Origin of the sequence: Arsenicicoccus dermatophilus (assembly GCF_022568795.1) — a bacterium.
GTDB classification, from domain to species: domain Bacteria; phylum Actinomycetota; class Actinomycetes; order Actinomycetales; family Dermatophilaceae; genus Arsenicicoccus; species Arsenicicoccus dermatophilus.
On record NZ_JAKZHU010000002.1, the window covers coordinates 132,009 to 154,645 of the forward strand.

17 protein-coding genes are annotated in these 22,637 nt (G+C 73.6%); 5 read left to right on the forward strand and 12 right to left on the reverse strand.

Going from position 1 to position 22,637, the window contains the following annotated elements; all coding sequences use genetic code 11:
* Nucleotides 1-32 precede the first annotated feature (32 nt).
* The 3 genes from murJ to MM438_RS13955 are packed head-to-tail and all read right to left on the reverse strand — an operon-like array spanning nt 33 to nt 4,785.
* Nucleotides 33-1,949 carry a murein biosynthesis integral membrane protein MurJ gene (murJ, locus tag MM438_RS13945; RefSeq protein ID WP_241453712.1) on the reverse strand — a complete coding sequence of 639 codons (1,917 nt, stop codon included), beginning with the start codon at nt 1,947-1,949 and terminating at the stop codon, nt 33-35.
* A complete protein-coding gene (locus MM438_RS13950) occupies nt 1,949-4,408 on the reverse strand; it encodes a DUF6049 family protein (RefSeq protein ID WP_338155564.1) in 2,460 nt (819 codons plus the stop codon). The genes murJ and MM438_RS13950 overlap by 1 nt, the downstream gene beginning before the upstream one ends.
* Nucleotides 4,312-4,785, reverse strand: a complete 474-nt coding sequence (locus MM438_RS13955) for an NUDIX hydrolase (protein WP_241453944.1) — start codon at nt 4,783-4,785, stop codon at nt 4,312-4,314. The genes MM438_RS13950 and MM438_RS13955 overlap by 97 nt, the downstream gene beginning before the upstream one ends.
* A gap of 161 nt (nt 4,786-4,946) precedes the next feature.
* On the opposite strand from MM438_RS13955, the gene MM438_RS13960 reads away from it, so the two are divergent.
* The 3 genes from MM438_RS13960 to MM438_RS13970 all read left to right on the forward strand — a co-directional run bounded on the left by MM438_RS13960 (nt 4,947) and on the right by MM438_RS13970 (nt 8,801).
* Nucleotides 4,947-6,485, forward strand: a complete 1,539-nt coding sequence (locus tag MM438_RS13960; protein WP_407568204.1) for a CCA tRNA nucleotidyltransferase — start codon at nt 4,947-4,949, stop codon at nt 6,483-6,485.
* A 76-nt stretch (nt 6,486-6,561) separates the two neighbouring features.
* Nucleotides 6,562-7,626: a non-hydrolyzing UDP-N-acetylglucosamine 2-epimerase gene (wecB, locus tag MM438_RS13965; RefSeq protein ID WP_241453716.1), complete on the forward strand. Its 1,065-nt coding sequence runs from the start codon at nt 6,562-6,564 to the stop codon at nt 7,624-7,626.
* Nucleotides 7,626-8,801, forward strand: a complete 1,176-nt coding sequence (locus MM438_RS13970) for an acyltransferase (protein ID WP_241453719.1) — start codon at nt 7,626-7,628, stop codon at nt 8,799-8,801. Before wecB ends, MM438_RS13970 begins: the two co-directional genes overlap by 1 nt.
* Before the next feature lie 12 nt (nt 8,802-8,813).
* Here MM438_RS13970 and MM438_RS13975 read toward each other — a convergent pair whose 3' ends face one another.
* Nucleotides 8,814-9,857, reverse strand: coding sequence for a glycosyltransferase (locus tag MM438_RS13975; protein WP_241453722.1), 1,044 nt, complete (start codon nt 9,855-9,857; stop codon nt 8,814-8,816).
* Nucleotides 9,854-10,978, reverse strand: a complete 1,125-nt coding sequence (locus MM438_RS13980) for a glycosyltransferase (RefSeq protein ID WP_241453724.1) — start codon at nt 10,976-10,978, stop codon at nt 9,854-9,856. The genes MM438_RS13975 and MM438_RS13980 overlap by 4 nt, the downstream gene beginning before the upstream one ends.
* An 82-nt stretch (nt 10,979-11,060) precedes the next feature.
* Between MM438_RS13980 and MM438_RS13985 the strand changes: the two genes are divergently transcribed.
* Both MM438_RS13985 and MM438_RS16835 read left to right on the forward strand, forming a co-directional pair.
* Nucleotides 11,061-12,050: a glycosyltransferase family protein gene (locus MM438_RS13985; RefSeq protein WP_241453726.1), complete on the forward strand. Its 990-nt coding sequence runs from the start codon at nt 11,061-11,063 to the stop codon at nt 12,048-12,050.
* The gene (locus MM438_RS16835; protein ID WP_241453728.1) at nt 12,043-14,064 is read left to right on the forward strand and encodes an acyltransferase family protein; all 2,022 of its coding nucleotides are present in this window, start codon (nt 12,043-12,045) and stop codon (nt 14,062-14,064) included. Before MM438_RS13985 ends, MM438_RS16835 begins: the two co-directional genes overlap by 8 nt.
* A 69-nt stretch (nt 14,065-14,133) precedes the next feature.
* Here MM438_RS16835 and MM438_RS13995 read toward each other — a convergent pair whose 3' ends face one another.
* The 7 genes from MM438_RS13995 to MM438_RS14025 form a co-directional block, all read right to left on the reverse strand.
* A complete protein-coding gene (locus MM438_RS13995; protein ID WP_241453730.1) occupies nt 14,134-15,930 on the reverse strand; it encodes an ABC transporter ATP-binding protein in 1,797 nt (598 codons plus the stop codon).
* Entirely contained in the window at nt 15,927-17,105 is a 1,179-nt protein-coding gene (locus MM438_RS14000; RefSeq protein WP_241453733.1) for a glycosyltransferase family 4 protein, read from the reverse strand. The genes MM438_RS13995 and MM438_RS14000 overlap by 4 nt, the downstream gene beginning before the upstream one ends.
* A 148-nt stretch (nt 17,106-17,253) precedes the next feature.
* The gene (locus tag MM438_RS14005) at nt 17,254-18,333 is read right to left on the reverse strand and encodes a glycosyltransferase family 2 protein (protein ID WP_241453735.1); all 1,080 of its coding nucleotides are present in this window, start codon (nt 18,331-18,333) and stop codon (nt 17,254-17,256) included.
* A 175-nt stretch (nt 18,334-18,508) separates the two neighbouring features.
* On the reverse strand, nt 18,509-19,495 hold the full coding sequence (locus MM438_RS14010; RefSeq protein ID WP_241453737.1) for a Gfo/Idh/MocA family protein: 987 nt from the start codon (nt 19,493-19,495) through the stop codon (nt 18,509-18,511).
* The gene (locus tag MM438_RS14015; protein WP_241453740.1) at nt 19,495-20,592 is read right to left on the reverse strand and encodes a DegT/DnrJ/EryC1/StrS family aminotransferase; all 1,098 of its coding nucleotides are present in this window, start codon (nt 20,590-20,592) and stop codon (nt 19,495-19,497) included. The genes MM438_RS14010 and MM438_RS14015 overlap by 1 nt, the downstream gene beginning before the upstream one ends.
* Nucleotides 20,593-20,599: 7 nt before the next feature.
* Nucleotides 20,600-21,223 carry an acyltransferase gene (locus tag MM438_RS14020; protein ID WP_241453741.1) on the reverse strand — a complete coding sequence of 208 codons (624 nt, stop codon included), beginning with the start codon at nt 21,221-21,223 and terminating at the stop codon, nt 20,600-20,602.
* Nucleotides 21,224-22,558 carry a nucleotide sugar dehydrogenase gene (locus MM438_RS14025; RefSeq protein WP_241453743.1) on the reverse strand — a complete coding sequence of 445 codons (1,335 nt, stop codon included), beginning with the start codon at nt 22,556-22,558 and terminating at the stop codon, nt 21,224-21,226.
* Nucleotides 22,559-22,637: the final 79 nt, after the last annotated feature.

Below are 22,637 nucleotides of genomic sequence, written 5' to 3' on the forward strand. Positions count from 1 at the left end.
CCCAGACTCTGGCACGGGGCTCCTCGGAGTGGCTAGGTCCTCGCCGGGACCGGCAGGCGGGAGCGCAACCGCCGGGTGACCGGGCTCAGCAGGTCGGCCACCTCCTTGACGTGGAAGGTGTGCGAGAGGACGAGGAACACCGCGAGGAAGATCAGCCCGCCCACGAGCAGCTGGGTGAGGAAGGACAGGAAACCGATCCCGACCACCACCTGGATGCCCTCGATCAGACCCCACGTGAGCAGCCCGGCGACGGTGGAGATGATCGCGAGGCGCACGTGCAGCCGCACGATGCGGTTGAGCGGGAGCCCACCGACGCGCCGCTGGGCGATCAGCACGAAGGTCACCCCGGCGACGAGGTTGCCGAGGGTCTGGCCGATGGCGATCATCGCCACCGAGTGACCGGGCGGGCCCCACAGGGCCCCCACGGCAAAGACGACCTGCACCCCCGTGAGGAGAACCTGGAGCCACAGGTTGGTGCGGCCGTCATCGGTGGCGAAGAGGAATCGCGCCTGCAGGGTCGTCCATCCGAAGGGGATGAGCCCGAAGATCATCACCCCGAAGACGATCGCGGTCTCGCGCAGCGAGCCCTGGCGCAACAGGCTGGGCATCGCGACCCCCAGGCCGGGGACGGCGAGCACCAGGCCGGCGACGGTGATGGGGACGAGCGCGACGGAGGGCAGGGTCAGACCGCGGGTGAGCAGGACCCGCAGCTCGGACCGGTTGCCCTCGTTGGCCGCCACGGACATCGGGGGATAGAGCGCCGTGATGATGGACGTGGTGATGATCGAGTGGGGCAGCATGAAGAACAGGAACGCGACGTTGTAGACCATCACGCCGGCCACCAGCAGGTGGTCGTGCGAGGCCCGCGCCTGGACCGTGAGCATGACCTTCATGGTCGCCCAGCCGCCCACCTGGCTGACGAGGAGCGCCGCGAAGGCCCACCCCGCCGTGCGCGTGGCGGACCCGAAGCCGTGCCCGCGCAGCCCCCACCGGGGCCGCCAGCGGTAGCCGGAGGCGCGCAGGGCGGGGACCAGGGCCACCGCCTGCAGGACGATCCCGAGGGTGGTGGAGACGCCCAGCAGCAGCACCATGTCGCGCGTCCACTGCTCCGGCCGCAGGTGGTCGGACCCCGGATAGAGCATCTGGAAGGCCAGCAGGCCGGCGATCTGCACGACGTTGGCGAGGACCGGGGTCCACATGAAGGCGCCGTAGCTGCCCCGGGCGTTGAGGACCTGCCCCAGGATGGCGTAGGTGCCGTAGAAGAACAGCTGCGGGATGCAAAGGTAGGCGAAGTCGACGGCGAGCCGGACCTCCGGCCCGTGGCCGCGCAGGCCGTAGAGATTGACCAGCGGCGCCGCGGCGACGGTGGCCACGATCGTCGCCCCCAGCACCAGCGCGAAGCAGGCCGTCAGCAGCCGGTCCACGAGGTGGTCGCCGTCCGGCTGCTTCAGCGCCTTGGTGATCTGGGGGATGAGGACGGCGTTGAGCAGACCGCCGGAGATCAGGATGTAGATCAGGTTGGGCAGGGTGTTGGCGACCTGGAAGGCGCCCGAGCTGATCGTGAGAGATCCGATGCAGTACGTCAGGAGCGACTGCCGGATCAGCCCGAGCATGCGGCTCACCAGCGTGCCGGAGGCCATCAGCGCGCTGGCGCGGCCCAGGGTCTGCTTCTTGACGGGCGCCGATCCCTCGCTGCGTCGGCGCTCCTGCTCCAGGGCCAGCGCCTGGGCCCGAGCGCGAGCGCGGTGCCGGCCCACCTCCAGACCCGTCTCCCGGGCGGCGCCCGAGGGGCCGTCCGGATCGGCGATGTGCCCGAACTCCCCGGTGTAAGCACCGTCCGGGAACTCGTGGCTGTAGACCGAGAGGGGGATCTCCTCGGTCAGCGAGGCCTCGGGCGGGTAGCCGCGGTCGTCGTCGCTGAAGCGGTCGTAGGGGCGGAAGCGGCTCATCACGGATCCTTGGGGGAGCTGTCAGCGCCGAGGACTGCCTCGGCGACGGCGTCGTGGTCACCGAGCTCCCGCTCGGCGCGCGTCGGGCCGCCGCGGCGCAGGGCGCGCGCCAACCCGAGCACGAGAATCCCGCCGACGATACCTGCGATGAGCGCGAACACCCACGCACTGGTCGGCCGGACGTTCATGTTGACGGTACTGGGCGAGCCCAGGACGACACCGTCGGGGGTGGTGAGCCGGGCCTCCAGCGGGACGGTCCCCGCGGCCCGCGCCGACACCTGCACCCGCGTGGTGGTGCGGCTGCCTGCCGCGATGGACAGCGGCGGCGGCGCCTTGTCCACGCGGAGGGTCCCGATCCCGGGGACGAGGTCCAGGCGCAGGTCGTGGACGGCATACGGCAAGGAGTTGGTGACGGTGATCTGGATGACGCCGGTGTCGGCGAGGAAGTTGAACGTGCTCGGAGGCACCTGCACCCCCCGGCGCACCTCGTCGACGGACTCCTCCAGGGTATGGCGCAGCCCCTCCCACTCCTGCGGCCGACCCCGCCACCGGGCAGAGGCGAGGTCACGCAGGGCCGTCGTCCAGGACGTGGTGAGGCGCTCCTCGCCCGGGAGGATCTTGCGCAGACCGGTGACCGCACGTGCGCCCTCCGCGAGCTCCTGGGTGGTTTGCGGGGTCAGCGGCGACGCGGCGGCGGGCCGCAGCCGCGAGGGCGCGGTAGCCCGGCTGCCGGCGCTGAGGAAGGTGCTCGCGTCCACCTGACGCAGCCACGGCACCGCGCGGGTCGCCCGCCAGAGCCGCCGCAGGGCGGCCGGGCTCAGGGCCGCGTCCCGGGGCACGGCGACCAGGGTGGTGCGACGGGTGCCGGGGCGTTCGCCGAGCAGGGTCAGGGACTGCCCCAGGAACTCCTGGACGAGCTCGGCGTCCGTGCGCGTGCGCCGGCCCGACGTGACCAGGCTCAGCCGCTCGTCGTAGGCCAGCAGCGGCAGTCCCTCGGAGCTGCGCTGCCCGGCGCCCGGGGTCAGGTCCGGGGAGCTGCGGATCGCGCTGGTGGAGACCAGGGCGGCCGCCGGGGCCGTGCGCGCCGTGGCCGCCTGCCAGGACGCCGTCCGCCCGTCGGGCCACAGCCCGTCGGCGGGCCAGGCGACGGAGTCCGGGACGGAGCGGCCCACCGCGCTGTCGAGCGGCGAGGCCTGCTGGGGCCACAGCAGCGGCCGCAGCGAACGCGGGTCTCCGGCGAGCAGGGCGGCGGTGTCGGGGTCGCCCGGGGGCAGGGCCCACAACGGCTGGGTGTCGTCGAGCGCCCGCAGCCGGGCGGCGAGCTGCTGGGCGTCGCGGGCCGCCCCCGCCAGGGCACTGGCCCCGGAGCCGGGGTTCGCCGGAGCGGAGGTCGTCGGGGAGGGGGTGGGCGTCGGGTGGCTGCCGGCCGGGGGACGGCCGGTGGCCCCGACGAGGGGGTGCGGGGGCGAGGTGCCGGCCGGCGTGGACGTGGTCCGGGTCCTCGTGGGGGTCGGGGGCAGGGAGGGCACGGCCGTCGGATCGGTGATCAGGCCACCCGGACGGCTCGGCGGGGCGAGGACGGAGGGGTCCACGAGCCAGGTGACCGGCGTGCCGGCGGCGGCGTCGAGCCGCTGCTGCAAGGGTCCCTGGGGCCCCACCGCCCGGGACCAGGCCGCCCCCACCTGTGCCGCCGTGCCCGCCGTGAGCTCGGGGTCGGCGGGGAGCGTGATCGGGGCGATCCAGGCCAGGCGGAGGGGTTCGTACTCCGGGGTGGCCCGCAGGCCCGGCAGGACCGAGCGCAGGACGCCGGCGCGGGTCGTGCCCGAGCGCACCTCGACGGCCAGGGGGTAGGCACCGAAGGGCCGCCCCCTCGGCACCGCGGTCGCCGGGATCGCGAGGGTGAGCGTCGAGGTGCCCCGCGCCGCCAGCGGCGGGATCCGCCCCTGCGCCACCTCCCGGGAGGTCAATGGGCGGGGCGTCGTCGCGTGCAGCCAGGAGTCCAGCACGGCCCGGCCCGTCACCGGCGTGTCGCCCACCAGCAGGCGCGCGGACAGCGGGCCGGTGGCCGCAGGGGCCGCGACGGTGAACCGGACCTTCACCTCCTCGCCAGGCCGAGCCACCACGGGGGTCACGTCGTCCAGGGTGATCGACACCCGGGCGGCCGTCCTACGCACCTGGGGCGCCGCCGTCACGGAGCCGGGACGGGCCGAGGCGGCAGACGGAGCCACGGAGGGCACGGCCTCGTGGGGGCTCGCGGCGCCACGGGAGGGCGCGGCTGCCGCCGTCGGCATACCGCCGAGGAGCGGAACGAGCGTGGTCAGGGCCGCGGCGAGCCTCGCCGCCGCCCCCCTCGCGCCTCGGATCACCGGTCGCCGGCGAGGCGCTGCCAGGCCGTGGCCGCGATGCGCCGCTCGTTGGGGAAGGTCAGCTCGGTCGTGCGGTCGCCGAGTCGCACCCACGCCACGTCGATGGCCTCCTGGTCCGGATCGTTCTCGATCGTCAGCTGGCCGCCGAGGGCCTCCAGCAGATAGTGGTGCACGACCTTGTGGACGCGCGACGTCGCCGTGGTGAACCAGTAGTCGATGGACCCCAGCGGGGCGATCACCCGCCCGTGGATCCCCGTCTCCTCGGCCACCTCGCGCACCGCGGTCTGCTCCAACGTCTCCAGGCCCTCGATGTGCCCCTTGGGCAGGCACCACTCGACGCGGCCCGCCCGGTTGCGCCGGGCGATGATCGCCAGCTCCGCCAGCCCCCGCTCCACCCGGACGATCACCCCGCCCGCGGAGACCTCCTCCACGGCAGGCAGTCGCCGCGGGAAGCGGGCAGCCGGGCTCATGGGGTAGGGACTGGACACCCCAGCACTCTAACGAGTACCCCTGGGAGGGCGCCTGCTGCCACGTCGGGACGATGTGAGGTGAGCGCTGAGTGATGATCGCTCGCGCGCAGCAGTCACGGGCCGACCCGCGCCACCGGGGGACTCTTCTAAGGTGGGGTGCTGTGCCTGGACCCACCACCACCCCTGACCCGCTGCTCGGCCAGCAGCTCGACCCGCCCGCCGAGCCCGAGCTGCTGGCCGCCGCGGCGCGCCACCTCGCGCCCGTCTCCGGGCTGCTCGGCGATCTGGGCGAGAGGTTCGCCGCGGCGGGCCACGAGCTCGCCGTGGTCGGCGGCCCGGTCCGCGACGCCGTGCTCGGGCGGGTGTCCACCGACCTGGACCTCACAACGAGCGCCCGCCCGGAGCAGACCGAGCGGCTGCTGCGGGGCTGGGGCGACGCGCTGTGGGACGTGGGACGGGCCTTCGGGACCATCGGGGCGCACAAGGACGGCTGGCAGGTCGAGATCACGACCTACCGCAAGGACGCCTACGACCGCACCACCCGCAAGCCCGAGGTGTCCTACGGCACCACCCTCGAGGACGACCTGGTCCGTCGGGACTTCACCGTCAACGCCATGGCGCTGCGGCTGCCGGAGATGACCTTCGTCGACCCGCACGACGGGCTCGGCGACCTGGCGCGCGGCGTCCTGCGCACCCCGGGCACCCCCGAGGAGTCCTTCGGCGACGACCCGCTGCGGATGATGCGGGCGGCGAGGTTCGTGGCGCAGCTGGGGCTGGCGCTCGACGACGAGGTGCGCGCGGCCATGGTCGAGCGGGCGGAGTCGCTGCGGATGATCTCCGCGGAGCGGGTGCGCGACGAGCTCGTCAAGCTGCTCCTGACCGACCGGCCCCGTGCCGGCCTCGAGGTCCTCGTCGACACCGGCTTGGCCGACATCATGCTGCCCGAGCTGCCCGCCATGAAGGCCACCGTCGACGAGCACAAGCGGCACAAGGATGTCTACGAGCACTCGCTCACCGTGCTCCAGCAGGCGATGGACCTGGAGCTGGCCGAGGCACCCGCCCGCGGCACGGACGAGCCCGAGGTCGCCGACGGGGGTCCCGTCGTACGGCCTGATCTGGTCCTGCGCCTGGCCGCCCTGCTGCACGACATCGGCAAGCCGGCCACCCGCCGCTTCGAGCCGGACGGCGGTGTGAGCTTCCACCACCACGAGCTGGTGGGCGCCCGGATGGCGAACAAGCGGCTCAAGGCGCTGCGCTTCGACAAGGAGACGACCAGGGCGGTCAGCCGGCTGATCGAGCTGCACCTGCGCTTCCACGGGTACGGCGACGGCGAGTGGACCGACTCCGCCGTGCGTCGCTATGTCACGGACGCGGGTCCGCTGCTCTCCCGCCTGCACCTGCTCACCCGCGCCGATTGCACCACCCGCAACGCGCGCAAGGCCGCCCGGCTGCGCCGCACCTATGACGACCTGGAGCAGCGGATCGAGCGGCTGCAGGCGCAGGAGGAGCTGGCCGCGGTCCGGCCGGAGCTCGACGGCAACCAGATCGCCGAGGTGCTCGGCATCCGACCCGGACCGGTCCTGGGGCGGGCCTACAAGCACCTGCTGGCCGTCCGGCTGGACGAGGGGCCGATCGGGCGGGAGGCGGCCGAGCAGCGGCTGCGCGCGTGGTGGGCGGAGCAGCCCGAGTCCCGGGGGTGACCAGGTTTCACGTGGAACGGTCCCGGTGGGCGCCGCGGTTTCGGAGGCCCGGGACCGGGCCCGTTAGGCTGTCCGCGTGAAGATCTTGAGCGTCGTCGGAGCCCGCCCGCAGTTCGTCAAGCTCGCGCCCATCGCTCACGCGATGGCGGACGCCGGCGTCGAGCACGTCATCGTGCACACCGGTCAGCACTACGACCACGCCATGAGCGACTCCTTCTTCGAGGAGCTGCGGATCCCGGCGCCGGACGAGAACCTCACCGTCGGCTCCGGCACCCACGGTCGCCAGACCGGCGCCATGCTCGCGGGGATGGACGGTGTGCTCGAGAAGCACCAGCCCGACTGGGTGCTCGTCTACGGCGACACCAACTCCACGCTCGCCGGCACCCTCTCCGCGGTCAAGATGCACGTGCCGCTCGCCCACCTCGAGGCGGGCCTGCGGTCCTTCAACCGGCGTATGCCGGAGGAGCACAACCGGGTGCTCACCGACCACGCCGCCGACCTCTGCCTCGCGCCGACCGAGGTGGCCATGCGCCACCTCGCCGAGGAGGGCATCACCGACCGCGCCGTGCTCGTGGGTGACGTGATGACCGACGTGCTGCACGAGGTCCGCGACCGGGTCGCCGGCGACGAGATCCAGGTGCCCGAGGGCATCGACTCGACCCGCCCCTTCCGGGTCGCCACGCTCCACCGGGCGGACAACACCGACGACCCGGCCACCCTGCGCACCATCGTGGACAACCTCGCCTCCCTCGACGTGCCCACCCTGCTCCTCGCGCACCCGCGGCTGCGAGCCAAGGCGCAGGAGCACGGCATCGACCTCGGCGCCGGGTCCGTCGTGGTCGCCGACCCGCTCCCCTATCCCCAGCTCGTGCGCGCCGTCATGGGCTCGGCCGGGATCATCACCGACTCCGGCGGCCTGCAGAAGGAAGCCTTCCTGTTGCGGGTGCCGTGCACCACGGTGCGCACCGAGACCGAGTGGGTCGAGACCCTCGACCTCGGCTGGAACGTGCTCGTCACCGACCCGGCCACGCTGGCGCGCGACGTCGACCGGCCGGCCCCCACGCCGACCGATGCGGCGCCGTACGGCGACGGTCACGCGGCGGCCCGGGTGGTCCAGGAGCTCCAGCAGCACGCGCGCTGATGAGCACCCGCACCGACACCCTCCCCTCGGCCGGGGGATCCCCGGTCGCGCCCACCTCCGCCCCGGTGGCGCCCCCGCAGTCCGCGCCCGCCGACGGGCCGTCCGCGCACCGGGCCGCCCGCGCGCCGATCGCCTGGGTCGCCTGGGTCCGGCTCGTCGCGATCCTGGGCGTCATCTCCATCCACAACGCCGGCGCCAACGCCGCGGCCGCGCGGGCGGGCGACCACCGGCCTGCGCACCTGCTGGGTGTGGCGCTCGACCTGCCGTTCAGCGTGGCGGTGCCGGTCTTCGTCATGGTCTCCGGGGCCCTGACGCTGAGTCCGGCGAGCTTCCGCGGGACCGGTCACTACCTGCGCAAGCGGGTGCTGCGGACGGTGCCGGCCATCGTCGTGTGGCACCTGGCCTACGTCGCCTTCCTCCAGCTGTGCTGGTATCCCGAGCCGTTGGCTGCCCGCGACGTCGTCCAGCGGATCCTCACCGGGCGGCTCGCGCCGCACCTGTACTTCCTGTGGATCGTGCTCGGGCTGAGCCTGATGGCGCCCGTCCTGATCCGTTGGCTCGCCCAGTCGAGCCGCCGCGAGCAGGTCCTGACCGGCGCCGCGCTCGCCGCCATGCCGGTGCTCTCCTCCGCGACCCGCTCCTGGCGCGCCACCCAGGCGGTGGCCGTGGAGACCCCCTGGACCTGGTGGGTCTGCTATCTCGGGCTCTTCGTGCTGGGGTGGGCGTTGCGGGACGTGGTGCTGCGCGGGTCTGCCCTGGCGGTCGCGGCGGCGCTCGGGATCGGCCTGCCGGCACTGGTGAGCTGGCAGTACGCCAACCCCGGCCTGGCCCCGCGCCTGGACCAGCTGCTGCCGGTCAGCTACTACGGCGGGAGCGTCGTGCTGGGCGCGGTCTGCGTCTTCCTCGTCGCCCGGTCGACCATCCGCCCCGGCGGTGCGCTCGGCCTGCTGGCCCGGCCCGGCGTGGTGCGGTGGGTCAACCCCCTCGCCATCGCGTCGCTCGGCATCTATGCCTGCCACATCCTGGTGATGTGGACCCTGATGAAGGTCGGGATCCTCGGCGCGCCGGTGCTGTCCGGGCCGGACCTGGTGCTGCGGCTGCTGCTGATCGCGGTGATCTCGACGGTGATCACCCTGGTGGCGCGGCGGATCCCCGTGGTCCGGCAGGTCTTCTGACGCCGGTCCGGGTCAGGCGGGGACGCCGAGCCAGGGGCGCAGGGCCTCGGCGGCGGCCCGGCCGTCGTGGTGGCGGGTGACGTATGCCGGGCCCTGCGCCGCGCGCTCGGCGGAGCCGTCCCGGTCGGTGAGCACGCGGCGCAGCACGGCGTCCAGGTCGGCCGGCGTGGCGTCCACGACGGGGATCTCGTCGTCGACGAGGTCCCGGGACCCGAGCACCGAGGCGACCACGAGCCGCCCGGCCGCCATGGCCTCGACCGCGGTGGTGCCGTAGGAGTCGCACAGGACCTGGTCGACGACCACGTCGACGTCCTTGATCAGCTCGACGAGCTCGGCGTGCGGCATGTGGTCGGGGGCGAGGTAGTCGCACAGCCCCTCCGCGGCCAGCCCGCGCAGCACCGGGTCGATGACGTCGGTGCCCTTGATCGCCGGGCGGCGGCGGCTCGGCAGGTGCAGCACCCGCGGCAGCCGGTCCTGGGTGAACGCCGGCGTCGTCCCCGCCCAGGGGGCCAGGTCGACGGTCAGCGGCAGCCAGGTCGCGCGGGGCACGTCGTGCAGCAGGTCCGGGGTGGACACGTAGACGGGGCCGTCGAAGCCGAGCAGCACGGCCCGGTTGCGGGCGACCGCCGCCGCGCCGAGCGCGAGATAGGGCACCCCTGCCGTGCGGAACCACGAGTGCCGCACCCGCAGCGCGTGGCCGAGCGGGTCGCGCACGTCCGAACCGTGCGCCACCAGCGCCGGGCGGACCCCGGCGGCTGCGAGCTCGGCCAGGTCCCGGCCCGGCCGCCCGGCGACCTGACCGCCGGACAGGGCGAGGAAGCCGTCGAGGGCGACGTGGGTGGCGCCCGACCACGCCGGGGCGACGGCCGGGTCGCTCACCGGGACCCGGCGCGACAGGGCGCCGCCGCGGGCCGGCATACGACGGTCGACGGGGAAGGCGAAGCCCTCGGTGCGGGCGAAGGACCAGGCCGGCACCCCCAGGGTGCGCTGCACGGCGGCGGCCCAGGCGCTCGCCTGCCCGGCGTAGTTGGCCGGCCCGACGGCGAGGGCGGTCATCGGGCCATCAGCGCGGCGATCGCGAGGTCCCACACCTGCACCTGCTCCTCGGCGGACAGGGCGTGGGCGGCGGCGTGCGAGGCGGCCTTGAAGCCGGCGACCGACTCGGGGGTCAGCGTGTCCAGGGCGGCGGCGAGGGACTCTGCGGTGAAGTCCTCGGTGACCACGCCGAGGCCGTGCTCGCGGATGATCCCGGCCATCTCCGGCGAGGGGGACAGCACGAGCGCCAGCCGGGCCTGGACGAAGTCGAAGAACTTGTTGGGCAGGGCCCAGCGGTTGTTGAAGTTGACCGGGGGCAGGACGTAGATCCCGGCGTCGTGGTCGTTGAGCACGGCGAGCAGCCGGTCGTAGGGCACTGCCGGGTGGATCCGCACCCCGTCCAAACCCGCCGCCCGCTCGGCGAGGGTCGCGCGATAGGCCTCGTCCTCGCCGGTGAGGTAGAAGTCGAGCGTGAACGGCCGGGTCGCGAGGCGCACCGCGTCGATCATCAGCTCGAGGTAGCGGTCGGGGCGGGCCTGCCCGGCGTGGACCAGGGCGATCGGCTCGTGCACCGGGGTCGGCGAGAGGTCCGCGGCCGGCGAGGCGTTGGTGACGACCTGCGCGTCGATCCCGAAGACCTTGCGGTACTCCTCAGCGATGCCGCGGCCCACGGTGGTCACCGAGTCGGCGCGGGTGACGTGCCGGGCGCACAGCCAGGTCATCAGCGGCGCCACGAAGAGCCGCCAGCGGGTGACGTCCTCCTTCATGCGCGGGGCGTACTCGTGCAGGTCGGCGTGGACGCCCTTGCGGGCGCGCAGCGACAGGGCGAGCGGGACGGTGTCCACGTCGTCGGCCAGGACCACGTCGTAGGCACCCTGGGGCAGGACGCCGCGCAGGTAGGCCACGACCGGGTTGCGCCAGTAGGCCAGGGCGAACCGTCGCGCCAGCACCAGCGGCCGTGGATAGCGCCAGTAGACGAGCTCGTCCGGGATCCGCACGTGGTCCACCACGCCCTCCGGCGCCTCCCCGTAGCCCACCGTCGTCACGTCGTACTGCGGCGTGAAGAGGCGGATCTGCTTGAGGACGCGTGCGTCGGACCGCAGCCCGGAGAAGGAGATGATCAGCAGCGAGGGGCGGGCCATGCGCCCATTGTGGCAGCCGGAGCCGGGCGCACCGTCGAGGCGGTATGGCGGGGCGGGCACCCGGGCCTCGTAGGCTAGGCCGGTGACCGTCGAGCCGCGCATCCTGCACCTGAACGACTGTGCCTTCGTGGGGCGACAGCTCGTCGAGGCCGCCGCCCGCAGCGGGCGCCGCTGGGACTACCTCCCGCCCGAGCGGGTGCGCCCCGCGACCGTGCCGGCCAACCCGCTCCTGGCCAAGGCGACCTACGCGCGGTTCGTCGCGGACCGGGCGCTGCACGTGGGGCGCGCCGACGTCGTGCACGTGCACTACGGCACCACCGCGCGGCTGCTGCGCGAGCGCGGGATCCCGCGCCGGCCCTATGTCCTGACGCTGCACGGCACCGACATCCGCGAGCAGTGGCAGGACCCGCGCTTCCACGACGAGATCCAGCGCGGCATCGACGAGGCGGCTCACGTCTACTACACCAACCTCGACACCGTCGAGCAGGCCACGACGGCCCGCGCCGACGCGGAGTACCTCCCGGCCTTCGTCGACCTCACCCAGCTGCCCGCCTGGACCCCCGACCCCCGCCCCACCGTCGTCTTCGCCTCGCGCTGGGACGACATCAAGGGGGCGGCCGCCAACCTCGACCTGGCCCGAGCCCTGGGCCGAGCCCTGCCCGAGGTGCGCCTCGTGGGTCTGGACTGGGGCGCGCACGCGGCCGCGGCCGGCGAGCTCGTCGAGCTGCTGCCGCGCACCGACCACGCGGGCTACCTGTGCCTGCTGGCCACCGCCCACGTCGCGGTCGGTCAGGCGCGGGACGTGCTGGGGGTCAGCGAGTTCGAGGCGATGGCGATCGGGGTGCCCACCGCGATCCTCGGCGAGCGGATCCCACGGCCCGACGACGGCACCACGCCGCCGGTCCTGGAGGGCACCGTCGACGAGGTCGTCGCGCAGGTCCGCGAGGCCCTCGCCGACCCGGCCGCCGCCTCCGCCCGCCTGGACGCCCGCAGCTGGGTGGCCGAGCGCCACGTCGCCGACCCCGTGGTCCCGCGCCTCGTCGCGACCTACCAGGCGGCCGCTCGTGGCTGAGGCACCCGACCACGACGCGACCGCGGCGCCCGACCGGACGCCGACCACGGGACCGGACCAGACGCAGGCCGCCGCCACGGGCCTCACCCGGCGCGACGCCCGGCCCCAGCACGGGGGCCGGCTCGACGCGCTCGACGGCCTGCGCACCATCGCGGTCTTCCTCGTCGTCCTCTTCCACGCCGAGGTGCCGGGGATGCACAGCGGCTTCCTCGGGGTCGACCTGTTCTTCGTGCTCTCGGGCTACCTCATCACCGCCGGGCTGGTCCGCGGGCTGATGCGCGGGCGGGGCGCAGGGCTGTCGAGCTTCTGGTCACGGCGGTTCAAGCGCCTGCTGCCCGCCGCCCTCCTGGTGTGCCTCGCGGTCCTCGTGTGGTCGATGACCCTGGCTCCGGCATACCGCCGTCCCTCCCTCGGGGCCGACCTGTGGTGGACCAGCCTGTATGCCGCGAACTGGCACTTCATCGAGTCCGCGGGCTACTTCGCGGCGCAGGGTGCCCCCTCGCCGCTGCTGCACATGTGGTCGCTGGCCGTGGAGGAGCAGTTCTACCTCGTCTGGCCGCTCGTCCTCGCCGCCACCTGGCACCTGATCGGCCGAGGGCGCCCCGGGCGGGCCCGCCGCGCGGTCCTCGTCGTCGGCGTCGCGCTGGCCGTCGGGTCCGCCGTGCTGTTCGTCCGGGTCGCGGGCTCCGGCGCCACCGACCGGGCCTACATGGGCTCGGACACCAAGGCCTTCGAGCCCCTGCTCGGGACCCTCGTCGCCGTCCTGCTCGCCGACCCCCGCGCGGGAGAGCTGGCCCGCCGCGTCGCCCCGGTCATCGGGTGGATCGGCGCGGTCGGGCTGGTGCTCGCCATCCCGCAGCTGGGTGACTCCACCGGCCCCAGCCCGTGGTACTTCGGCTCGGGCGCCATCGTCTTCTCGCTGCTCTCGGCCGCGGTCATCGTGGCGCTCGCCCGCGGCGAGGTCCCCGGCCTGTCGGCGGTGCTGGCCCTGCCCCCGGTGTCCTACCTGGGGCGCATCTCCTACGGGATCTACCTGTGGCACTGGCCGGTGGCCTGCTGGCTGCCCGGCGAGGGCTTCGCGCCGTGGCGGGCCGTCGCCGTCGTCGCGCTGTCGGTGCTGCTCGCGGCCGCGTCCTACCACCTGGTGGAGCTGCCGGTCCGCGACGGCAGCCTGAGCCGCCGGCTCACGCCCCGGCGCACGCTCACCTCCAGCGCCGGGATCGTGGGGGTTCTCGCGCTCGCCGCCGCCGTGCTCGGCGGCACCCCCGCGTCGGCCGCGGTCAACAGCATCGTCCGCCTCCCCGCCCCGCCCGGCGACAAGGTCGTGCTCGTGGTCGGCGACTCCGTGCCCCAGCGCCTGCTCACGGACCTGGCGGCGGCCGCCGACCAGCGCGGGCTCACCCTCGTCTCCGCGACGGCGGGCGGCTGCTCGCCGCTGGGTGCGCACACCGAGATCTCCCCCGGCGAGCGGATGGGACTGAACTGCCTCTCGGTGCCGGGCAAGATCCGCACCGCCGTGGACACCTACCACCCGGGGACCGTCATCTGGTGGTCCCGCTACGAGCTGGCGGACCGGTATGACGGCAGCACCCTGGTGCGGGCCACGGACCGAGCCTTCTGGGACGTGCAGCGCCGGGACCTGCGCGCCCGGATCGGGGATCTCACCACCCACGGTGCCACCGTGGTGATGGTGGAGACCGACCGCGTGGGCGTGGGCATCCGCAGCCGGTGCACGCCCCAGCGGTGCCACCCCTTCCTGGACCGGCTCGTCCACCACGACGAGCTCCGGCACACCTGGAACGACCTGGTGGCCGACGTGGTGAGCCTGGACCACCGGACCCGGCAGATCGCCATCGATGACGTCTACTGCCACGACGCCAAGGCGCCCTGCGACGACCGGGTGGCCGGGGGTGTGCCGGCGCGGCGGGACGGGAGCCACTTCGACGACCCGCGCACCCGGGCCGCGGTCGCGGGGGCCCTCTTGGACCGGGCCATGGCGGCCCGCCACCGCTGACCTGCCGCCGGTGGTCGGACTCGCCTGGAGCAGGTGAGCAGGCGGAGCGACCACCGCCGGCAGGTCGGGTCAGACGAGACCGGCCAGCCGGGCCTGCTCCGCGAACTGCGGCGACGCCGCCACGACCTCGTCGAAGGTCCCCCGCGCGGCGATCCGCCCGTCCTGCATGAAGCACACCTGGTCCGAGTGGCGGATCGTGGACAGGCGGTGGGCCACCGCGACGACGGTGACCTCGCCGTGCATCTCGCGGATCGCCTGGGAGACGGCCTCCTCGGTCGCGGTGTCCAGCGCGGAGGTGGCCTCGTCCAGGACCAGGACGAGGGGTTCGACGTACAACGCCCGCGCGATCCCGAGGCGCTGGCGCTGTCCGCCCGACAGGGTCAGGCCCCGCTCGCCGATCCGGCCGTGGATGCCTCCCGGCCGCGCCTCGACGATGTCCAGCAGCTGTGCCCGGGCGAGCGCGGACCGCACCCGGGTCTCGTCGACCTCCTGGGACCAGGTGAGCGCGACGTTCTGCGCGATGGTGCCGTCGAAGAGCGTGACCTCCTGCGGAACATAGCCCACCCGCTCCCGCCAGGCGTGCAGCACGTCCTCGAGGGACTCCCCGTCGATGGCGATCCGGCCGTGGGTCGGGGTGATCAGGCCGAGCAGCAGGTCGACCAGGGTGGACTTGCCCGCGCCCGAGCCCCCGACCAGGGCGAGCGACGAGCCCATGGGGACCCGGAGGTCGACGTCGCTGACGGCGGGCCGGTCGGAGCCGGGATAGGTGAACTCCACGTCGCCGAGGGTGAGCTCGTGCGGCGTGTCGGCGAGCGGCTGGTGCCCGACCTCGCGGTAGGTCCGCAGGTAACCCTCGGCCGAGCGCACGTCCTCGATGATCGTGTCGGCGAAGGGCGCGTTGGCCTCGATGGAGGTGACGTAGTTCTGCAGGCGGGTGATCGACGGGATGATCTTGAAGCCCGCGATCCCGAAGAGCGCGAGCGACGCCATCGCGGAGGGCATCCCCGCGCGCAGGTAGTTCGCGCCGCCGATGAGCAGCAGGCCGCCGACGAGCGCGATGTCGGTCGCGAACTTCGGCACGGCGGTGAGGAAGCGGATGTTGGCGCGGGAACGCGTGACCCGGCGCCGGACGGCGTGGATCTGGTCGCCCATCTCGTCGGACTTGTCCCGCAGCGTGATCTCCTTGAGCGCGGAGACCATCTCGGCCATCAGCTGGTTCATGTGCAGCGCCGAGTCGCGGTTGACCCGCCCCGCGATGCGCGCCTGCCGCCCCACCCAGGCATAGATCACCAGGGCGATCACCCCGAGGTAGGCCACCGTGAGGCAGGCGGTGAGCGGGTCGCGGACCAGGATGATCGTCGTGACCGACAGCATGGTCACGATCTCGGTGGGCAGCTGCGCGGCGGGCAGGAGCACCCCGGCGATCATGTTGGCCAGGCCCACGTCCGCGAGCGAAGCGAGCTGGGTCGACGAGCGCTTGAGCCGCTCGGTCCACGGCGACCGGATGTACGCCTGGAAGAGCTGGCGGCCGATGGACAGCTCGTAGGTCTCGAAGGTCCGGGTGGAGTGGAACTGCAGCGCCAGGACGAGCAGGGCCTTGACGATCATCAGGGTGCCGGCGGCCAGGAGCAGCCACGCCACGGCGGACCCCTCGACGGTGCCGAGGAGGGGGACGCCGCTGACCCGGGGCACCCCGCCACCGGGGGTGTTCATCAGCGGCTGCAGGACGAGGGCCATCATCGCCAGGGCGGCGGTGTCCAGCAGGGTCAGCCCCGCGGAGGTGATCGCGAAGAAGCCGAGGTAGCGCCGGGCACCCGCCGGGAGCAGCGTGAGCAGACGGCGGATGGTGGGGATCAGGTTCTTCATCGGCGGCCCCCGGTCCCCCGCAGGCGCGCGATCACGGCGACCGCGGCGTCGTGGGTCCGCGCGGTCAGCGAGGCGTGCGTCCGGGTCCAGGCCACCAGGTGCTCCGGGTCCGGTATGCCGAAGGACGTGGTCACCGAGTCCATGGCGACGGCGACCGCCGTCGGCGTGAACTCCGCCGCCAGCCCCAGCCGCTCGCCTCGCACCAGCTCGGCTCCCGCGGCGTCGGTCGCGCCGGCGAAGATCACGGGCGTGCCGGTGGCCGCGGCGGCATAGATCTTGGTGGGGCGGGCGAAGTCGTAGCCCAGGCCGGGCTTGATGGACACCAGGGCTGCCGTGGCGCCGCGCAGGTAGCGGGCGGCGACCTCGGGGGCGACCACGCCGGGGAAGTCGACGGCGCCCGGGACCAGGCGGGCGGCCAGCTCCTTGAGGGCGGGCAGCTCGCTGCCCTGGCCGAGAAAGACCAGCCGGCAGCGGCCGCCGCGGCGACGGTGCTCGGCGAGGGCCTCGACGAAGACGCCCGCGCCCTGCCACTCGCTCATCGTGCCGGTGTAGACGAGGTAGGGCTCCTCGCTCTCCTGCCGTGGGCCCTCGGGCGTGAACACCGTGGTGTCTACCCCGTTGCCCACGGTGATGACCTGCTCGCGGGGGACCCCGAGCTCGACGAGCCGGTCGGTGACCGCGTCGGACACGGACAGCACGACGGCGGCGCCGCGCAGCACGGTTCGCTCGACGAGGCGCAGCCCGGCGACCACGGGGGCGGGTGCCCCTGCGGAACCGGCCGCGTCGGACCAGATGTCCGCGGCGTACCAGACGTAGGGGACCTGCTGCAGCCGGGAGACCGCCAGCATGACCGCCCCGGTGGTGGGCGGCGGCTCGACGACATACAGGTCCGGCCGGCCTCGCACGAGGGCGCGCACGACGAGCGGCAGGTCGAAGGACAGGTAGGGCAGGTAGCCACGGATCACGCCGTTGTCGTCGCGCAGGGCGGGCCAGCGGGACACCCGCAGGGCACCGTCGTCGCCGGCGGGGGAGCCGGGCGCGGGGGTCGAGGTCAGCACCTCCACCTCGCAGCCCAGGGCGGCGAAGGCGTCGGCGAGTCGGCGCTGTCGGAAGGCCCCTGCCGCGACCTCCGGGGAGAACAATCGGGAGGTCACTCGCACGAGAGGTCGACGCATGGCCCCCATCGTAGGTGTGCCGCGTGGGGACCAGCTGCAGGCCCGCCTGGAGCACGGGTCGGGCGCCGGGCGGCGGCCCGGCGACGGCGGCGGCGGCGAGGGCCGACCGTGGTCCGTCGCGGCCGGCGGCGAGGGCTTGCTCAGCGCCTCAGCGCATCAGCAGGGAGGCCACCATCAGCCGCAGCGGCGCCTGGGCGCCCAGCAGGTGCTCCGGCTGCGGCGTCACCAGGGTGGGGGGCAGCCCGTGGCGCCGTCGCGCCTGCGAGGCCACCACGAGCCGGGCCGCCGGGATCGCGGGATCGAGCATGGCGTCCAGCAGCCGGCGCTCGGCCACCGAGAGGGCCTGCAGCGCCTGCGGGGCGGCAGCCAGCACGGCCCGCGCCCCGTCCCGGGCGGCCATCCGGTCCTCGGGGGTCCAGGCGGTGACCCGCTCGCGATAGGCGGCGATCCCGAAGAGGTGGATGCGCACCAGCTTCACGCCGACGGCGGTGCGGTGGGCGGCCGGCAGCCCGGCGAACCACGGCCGCTCCACGAGGTCCACCACGGCGGCGAGGTCGTCGGCCACCGGGCGCACCGAGGTCGTGATCCGCTCCTGCTCGTCGTGGCCGATGACATATGCCGGCGCGTCCGCGGCATACCGCAGCCGTCGCCCGAGCGACCACAGCCGGGTGGAGAAGGCCAGGTCCTCGCCGGTCGCGAAGCCCTCCGTGAGCCGGATGTCGTGCTCGCGCAGGGTCGCCGTGCGCATCAGGCCGAGCGGCGCCGTGCGATAGGCGAGGCGGTCGCGGGCCAGGTCCAGGTCGCCCCCGCGCAGGCGCAGGGCCCGGACGGGCGGGGTGCGCAGGACGCCGCCGGTCGAGTGGACGACCCGGGCGACGACGGCGGCGCTGCGATGCTCGTCGGCGATCGCGCGCCAGGCCTCGACGGCTCCGGGCTCCAGGGTGTCGTCGCTGCCCATGACCCCGACGTAGGTCGCGTCGCTGGCGTCCAGCCCGGCGTTGAAGGGGCCACCGGGCGCGGGGATCCCGTCGACGTGGCTGATCACGCGGGTGCGGTCGCGGATGGCCTCGGGCAGCAGGCCGCGCACGGTGTCGACGTCCAGGCCGTGGCCGACGACGAGCGGACAGATGCCCGGGCCGGAGCCCTGGAGCACGCTCGCGGCGGCCCGACCCACCGGCCGGTCGGTGCGGTGGACGGCGATGACGATGTCGACGGTGCTCGCGCTCACGGCCGCCATCCTCCCACCCCGCCCCGCGCCTACCCACCAGTGGCACGTGGTGGCGACACGCCGGGTGTCTCCGGCCACGTGCCCCTGGTGGCGGGTCCGAGGGCAGGCGCGGGTGCGGGTATGCCGACGCCCGCCGGTCCAGCGACCGGCGGGCGTCAGGTGGGTCCGGAGGGACTCAGAAGGTGATCACGGTGCCGTTCTTGGCGGACTCGATCATCGCCTCGGCGACCTTGACCGTGGCCAGGCCCTGCTCCATCGTCACGATGTCCGCGTCCTTGCCGAGGACGGCGTCGCGGAACTGCTCGTGCTCGGTGCGCAGCGGCTCGGGCTTGGCGAACGCGAAGCGCACCATGTCGCCCTCGGAGACGCCCCGGAAGCGGGAGACGTCGTCCCAGGTGGTCTGCACGGAGCCGTTGGCGTAGAACGTCAGGTCGGCGTGCAGGGTGTCGGCGATGAAGGCGCCCTTCTCACCGGTGATGACCGTGGTGCGCTCCTTGAGCGGCGACAGCCAGTTGACCAGGTGAGACGTGATGGTGCCCTTGGAGAGCTGGCCGACGGCGGCGACCATGTCCTCGTGGGGGCGGCCCGAGCGCGTGGTGGTGCGGGCCGACACCGAGGTGAAGGTCTGCTGGGTGACCCACGCGGTCAGGTCGATGTCGTGGGTGCCGAGGTCCTTGACGACCCCCACGTCGGCGATCCGGCCCGGGAAGGGACCCTGACGGCGGGTGGCCACCTGGTAGAGGTCACCCAGGTCGCCGGCCTCGATGCGGGCGCGGGCCTGCTGGAGGGCGGGGTTGTAGCGCTCGATGTGGCCGACGGCGCCGACCAGCCCGGCGTCCGCGAAGGCCTTGGCGAGGCGCTCGGAGGACTCGGTGTCGTGGGCGAGGGGCTTCTCGACCATGCAGTGCACGCCGGCGGCGGCGAGCTTGAGGCCGATCTCCTCGTGCAGCCCGGTGGGGGCGGCGACCATGACGTAGTCGAGCTTCTGCTCGATGAGCTCGTCGATGCTGGACAGGACCGGACGGCCACCGGCGACGCCGTGGACGTCTCCGGCGGGGTCGGCGACGGCCACGAGCTCGACGCCCTCGAGGGAGCCGAGGACGCGGGCGTGGTGGCGGCCCATCATGCCGAGGCCGATGAGGCCGGCGCGCAGGTCTGCCATCACGCACCAGCCTTCGCGAGGGTGTTGACCGCGGTGACGATGCGCTCGAGGTCACCCTGGCTGAGCGAGGGGTGGACCGGGAGGGACAGGCACTCGCGGGCGGCCTTCATGGTCTCCGGGAGCTGGGCGTCGTCGGTGGTGCCGGCGAAGGGCTTCAGCTGGTGGTTGGGCACGGGGTAGAACATCCCGGACCCGATGGAGTACTCCTCCTTGAGGGCCTTGGCCAGGCCGTCGCGGTCGTCGGCCACGCGGATCGTGTACTGGTGGTAGACGTGCACGGCGCCCTCGGCGACCGGCGGCGGGGTGACGCCCTCGAGGTGGGAGGACAGGAAGGCGGCGTTCTCCTGGCGCTTGGCGGTCCAGGCGTCGACCTTGGTGAGCTGGACGCGGCCGATGGCGGCGTGGATGTCCGTCATCCGGTTGTTCAGGCCCACGACCTCGTTGTGGTACTGCTGCAGCATGCCCTGGTTGCGGTAGAGGCGGGCGCGGCGCTCGATCTCGGGGTCGGCGATGGTGATCATGCCGCCCTCGCCCGAGGTCATGTTCTTGGTGGGGTAGAGCGAGAACATGCCGAAGGTGCCGAAGGACCCGACGGGCGTGCCGTGCAGCGAGGCGCCGTGCGCCTGCGCGGCGTCCTCGAAGACCTGGAGGTCGTGCTTCTTGGCGATCTCGACGATCTGGTCCATCTTGGCCGGGTGTCCGTAGAGGTGGACGGGCATGATGCCGACGGTCTTGTCGGTGATCGCGGCCTCGATCGCCCGGGGAGAGAGGCAGAAGTCGTCGGCGTCGATGTCCGCGAAGACCGGCGTCGCACCGGTCAGCGCGACCGAGTTGCAGGTCGCGGCGAAGGTGAAGGACGGGACGATGACCTCGTCGCCGGCCTTGACGCCCGCGGCGAGCATGCCGATGTGCTGGCCGGACGTGCCGGAGTTGACGGCGACGGAGGCGCGGCCGAGCTTGAAGTGCTCGGAGAACTCCTTCTCGAACGCAGCGACCTCGGGGCCCTGGGCGATCATGCCGGAGCGCATGACGCGCGCGACGGCCTCGATCTCCTCCTCGCCGATGAGCGGCTTTGCCGGGGGGATGAAATCAGCCATGGTTTCCTTACTCCGTCTCGGTCGTGGCCGCGGAGGCCTCGGTGAGGGTCTCACCGTTCTGGATGTACTTCTCACCCGTCTGCGGACAGGTGAACTCGTCGTCGCCGGTCTGCTCCAGGGGGACCCCGGCCTTGCCGACCCAGCGCAGCCGCTTGGCGGGCACGCCCGCCACCAGCGCGAAGTCGGGCACGTCCTTGACCACCACGGAACCGGCGGCTACCAGGGCCCAGCGGCCGATGGTGACGGGGGCGACGCAGACGCTGCGGGCACCGATGGACGCGCCCTGCTTGCAGGTGACGCCCACGGCCTCCCAGTCGTCACCGCGCTTGAGGGTGCCGTCCGGCGAGATCGAGCGGGGGTAGTGGTCGTTGGTGAAGACGACGGCGGGGCCGACGAAGACGCCGTCCTCGAGACGGGCGGGCTCGTAGACGAGGGCGTAGTTCTGCAGCTTGCAGTTGTCGCCCATGTGCACGCCGGTGCCGACGTAGGCGCCGCGGCCGATGATGCAGCCGGTGCCCAGCACGGCGTCCTCGCGCACCTGGGCGAGGTGCCAGATGCTCGATCCCTCGCCGATCTGCGCGTTGTCGGCGACGTCGGCGGAGTCGACGATGCGGACGTTGTCGCGGGTCATTCAGCTCTCCTTGGTCTCGGGGAACTCGCCGACGTGCTCGGCGGTCCCCACGGTGAGGAGGCGGACGCCGTCGAAGCCCGCCTGGTCGAGGATCCTGCGGCCGTCGACGACGACCGTCGCGCCCGGGAGGTCGCGCGCGGTCAGACCGGCATACTCCCGGTGGTCCGCCTGGACGATGGCCACGTCGACCTGCTCGCCGAGGTGGTAGGGCGTCCAGCCGAACCGCTCGATCTCCTCGTCGGTGTACATCGGGTCGTGCACGGCGACGACCGCACCCTGGCGGGTGAGCTCCTCGACGGTGCCGAAGATGCCGGAGAAGGCCGTCTCCTTCACCCCGCCGCGGTATGACGCGCCGAGGACGGCGACCTTGGTGCCCGTCAGCGATCCGCCGAGCGCTCCGGCGGCCAGACCGACGGTGTATGCCGGCATCGAGGCGTTCGCCTCCCGGGCCGCCCGCACGACGGTGGCGTCGGGGTCGTTCCACAGGTAGAGCCGCGGGTAGACCGGGATGCAGTGGCCGCCGACGGCGATGCCGGGCCGGTGGATGTGCGAGTAGGGCTGGGAGTTGGAGGCCTCGATGACCTGGTAGACGTCGATGCCGTGCGCGGCGGCGAAGCGGCCGAACTGGTTGGCCAGGCCGATGTTGACGTCGCGGTAGGTCGTCTCGGCGAGCTTGGCCATCTCGGCGGCCTCGGCGGAGCCGAGGTCCCAGACGCCGTTGCCGCGCTGCAGGTCGGGGCGCTCGTCGAACTCCAGCACCTGCTCGTAGAACTCCGTGGCCCGGCGGGCGCCCTCGGGCGACAGCCCGCCGAGGAGCTTGGGGTACTTGCGCAGGTCGGCGAAGACGCGCCCGGTCAGGACCCGCTCGGGGGAGAACACCAGGTGGAAGTCCTGGCCCTCGACGAGTCCGGAGCCCTGCTCGAGGCGCGGCTTCCAGCGGGTGCGGGTGGTGCCGACGGGCAGCGTGGTCTCGTAGATCACGAGGGTCTGGCGGTCCTTGTCCAGGCCGCGGGCGATGTCGTCGGTGGCGGAGTCCATCCACCCGAAGTCGGGGCGGGCCTCCTCGTCGACGAACAGCGGGACGACGACCACCACGGCGTCCGACTCGCGGACGGCGGCGGCGGTGTCGGTGGAGGCGGTCAGCCGACCGGCGGGGACCACCTCGGAGAGGTACTCCTGCAGGTGCGCCTCGCCGGGGAAGGGCTCGGTGCCTTCGTTGACGAGGTCGACGACCCGCTGGGACACGTCGGCGCCGATCACCTCGTGCCCCGACCTGGCGAACTGGACGGCGAGCGGCAGGCCGATCTTGCCGAGACCGACGACGGTGATCTTCACGAGACTCCTCGGGCGCGTGGCGGTGGTTCGCGTCGATCCTAGACGCACGCACGAGGCGCGCCGGGGCACCCCGCCCTTG

Excerpts from the sequence above, each read along its gene's own strand:
- MM438_RS13955 (WP_241453944.1), bottom strand. The coding sequence starts at position 4,785 with ATGAGCCCGGCTGCCCGCTTCCCGCGGCGACTGCCTGCCGTGGAGGAG.
- MM438_RS13975 (WP_241453722.1), bottom strand. The coding sequence starts at position 9,857 with ATGACCGCCCTCGCCGTCGGGCCGGCCAACTACGCCGGGCAGGCGAGC.
- MM438_RS13980 (WP_241453724.1), bottom strand. The coding sequence starts at position 10,978 with ATGGCCCGCCCCTCGCTGCTGATCATCTCCTTCTCCGGGCTGCGGTCC.
- MM438_RS14000 (WP_241453733.1), bottom strand. The coding sequence starts at position 17,105 with ATGCGTCGACCTCTCGTGCGAGTGACCTCCCGATTGTTCTCCCCGGAG.
- MM438_RS13995 (WP_241453730.1), bottom strand. The coding sequence starts at position 15,930 with ATGAAGAACCTGATCCCCACCATCCGCCGTCTGCTCACGCTGCTCCCG.
- MM438_RS14015 (WP_241453740.1), bottom strand. The coding sequence starts at position 20,592 with ATGGCTGATTTCATCCCCCCGGCAAAGCCGCTCATCGGCGAGGAGGAG.
- MM438_RS13970 (WP_241453719.1), top strand. The coding sequence starts at position 7,626 with ATGAGCACCCGCACCGACACCCTCCCCTCGGCCGGGGGATCCCCGGTC.
- MM438_RS14020 (WP_241453741.1), bottom strand. The coding sequence starts at position 21,223 with ATGACCCGCGACAACGTCCGCATCGTCGACTCCGCCGACGTCGCCGAC.
- murJ (WP_241453712.1), bottom strand. The coding sequence starts at position 1,949 with ATGAGCCGCTTCCGCCCCTACGACCGCTTCAGCGACGACGACCGCGGC.
- MM438_RS14010 (WP_241453737.1), bottom strand. The coding sequence starts at position 19,495 with ATGGCAGACCTGCGCGCCGGCCTCATCGGCCTCGGCATGATGGGCCGC.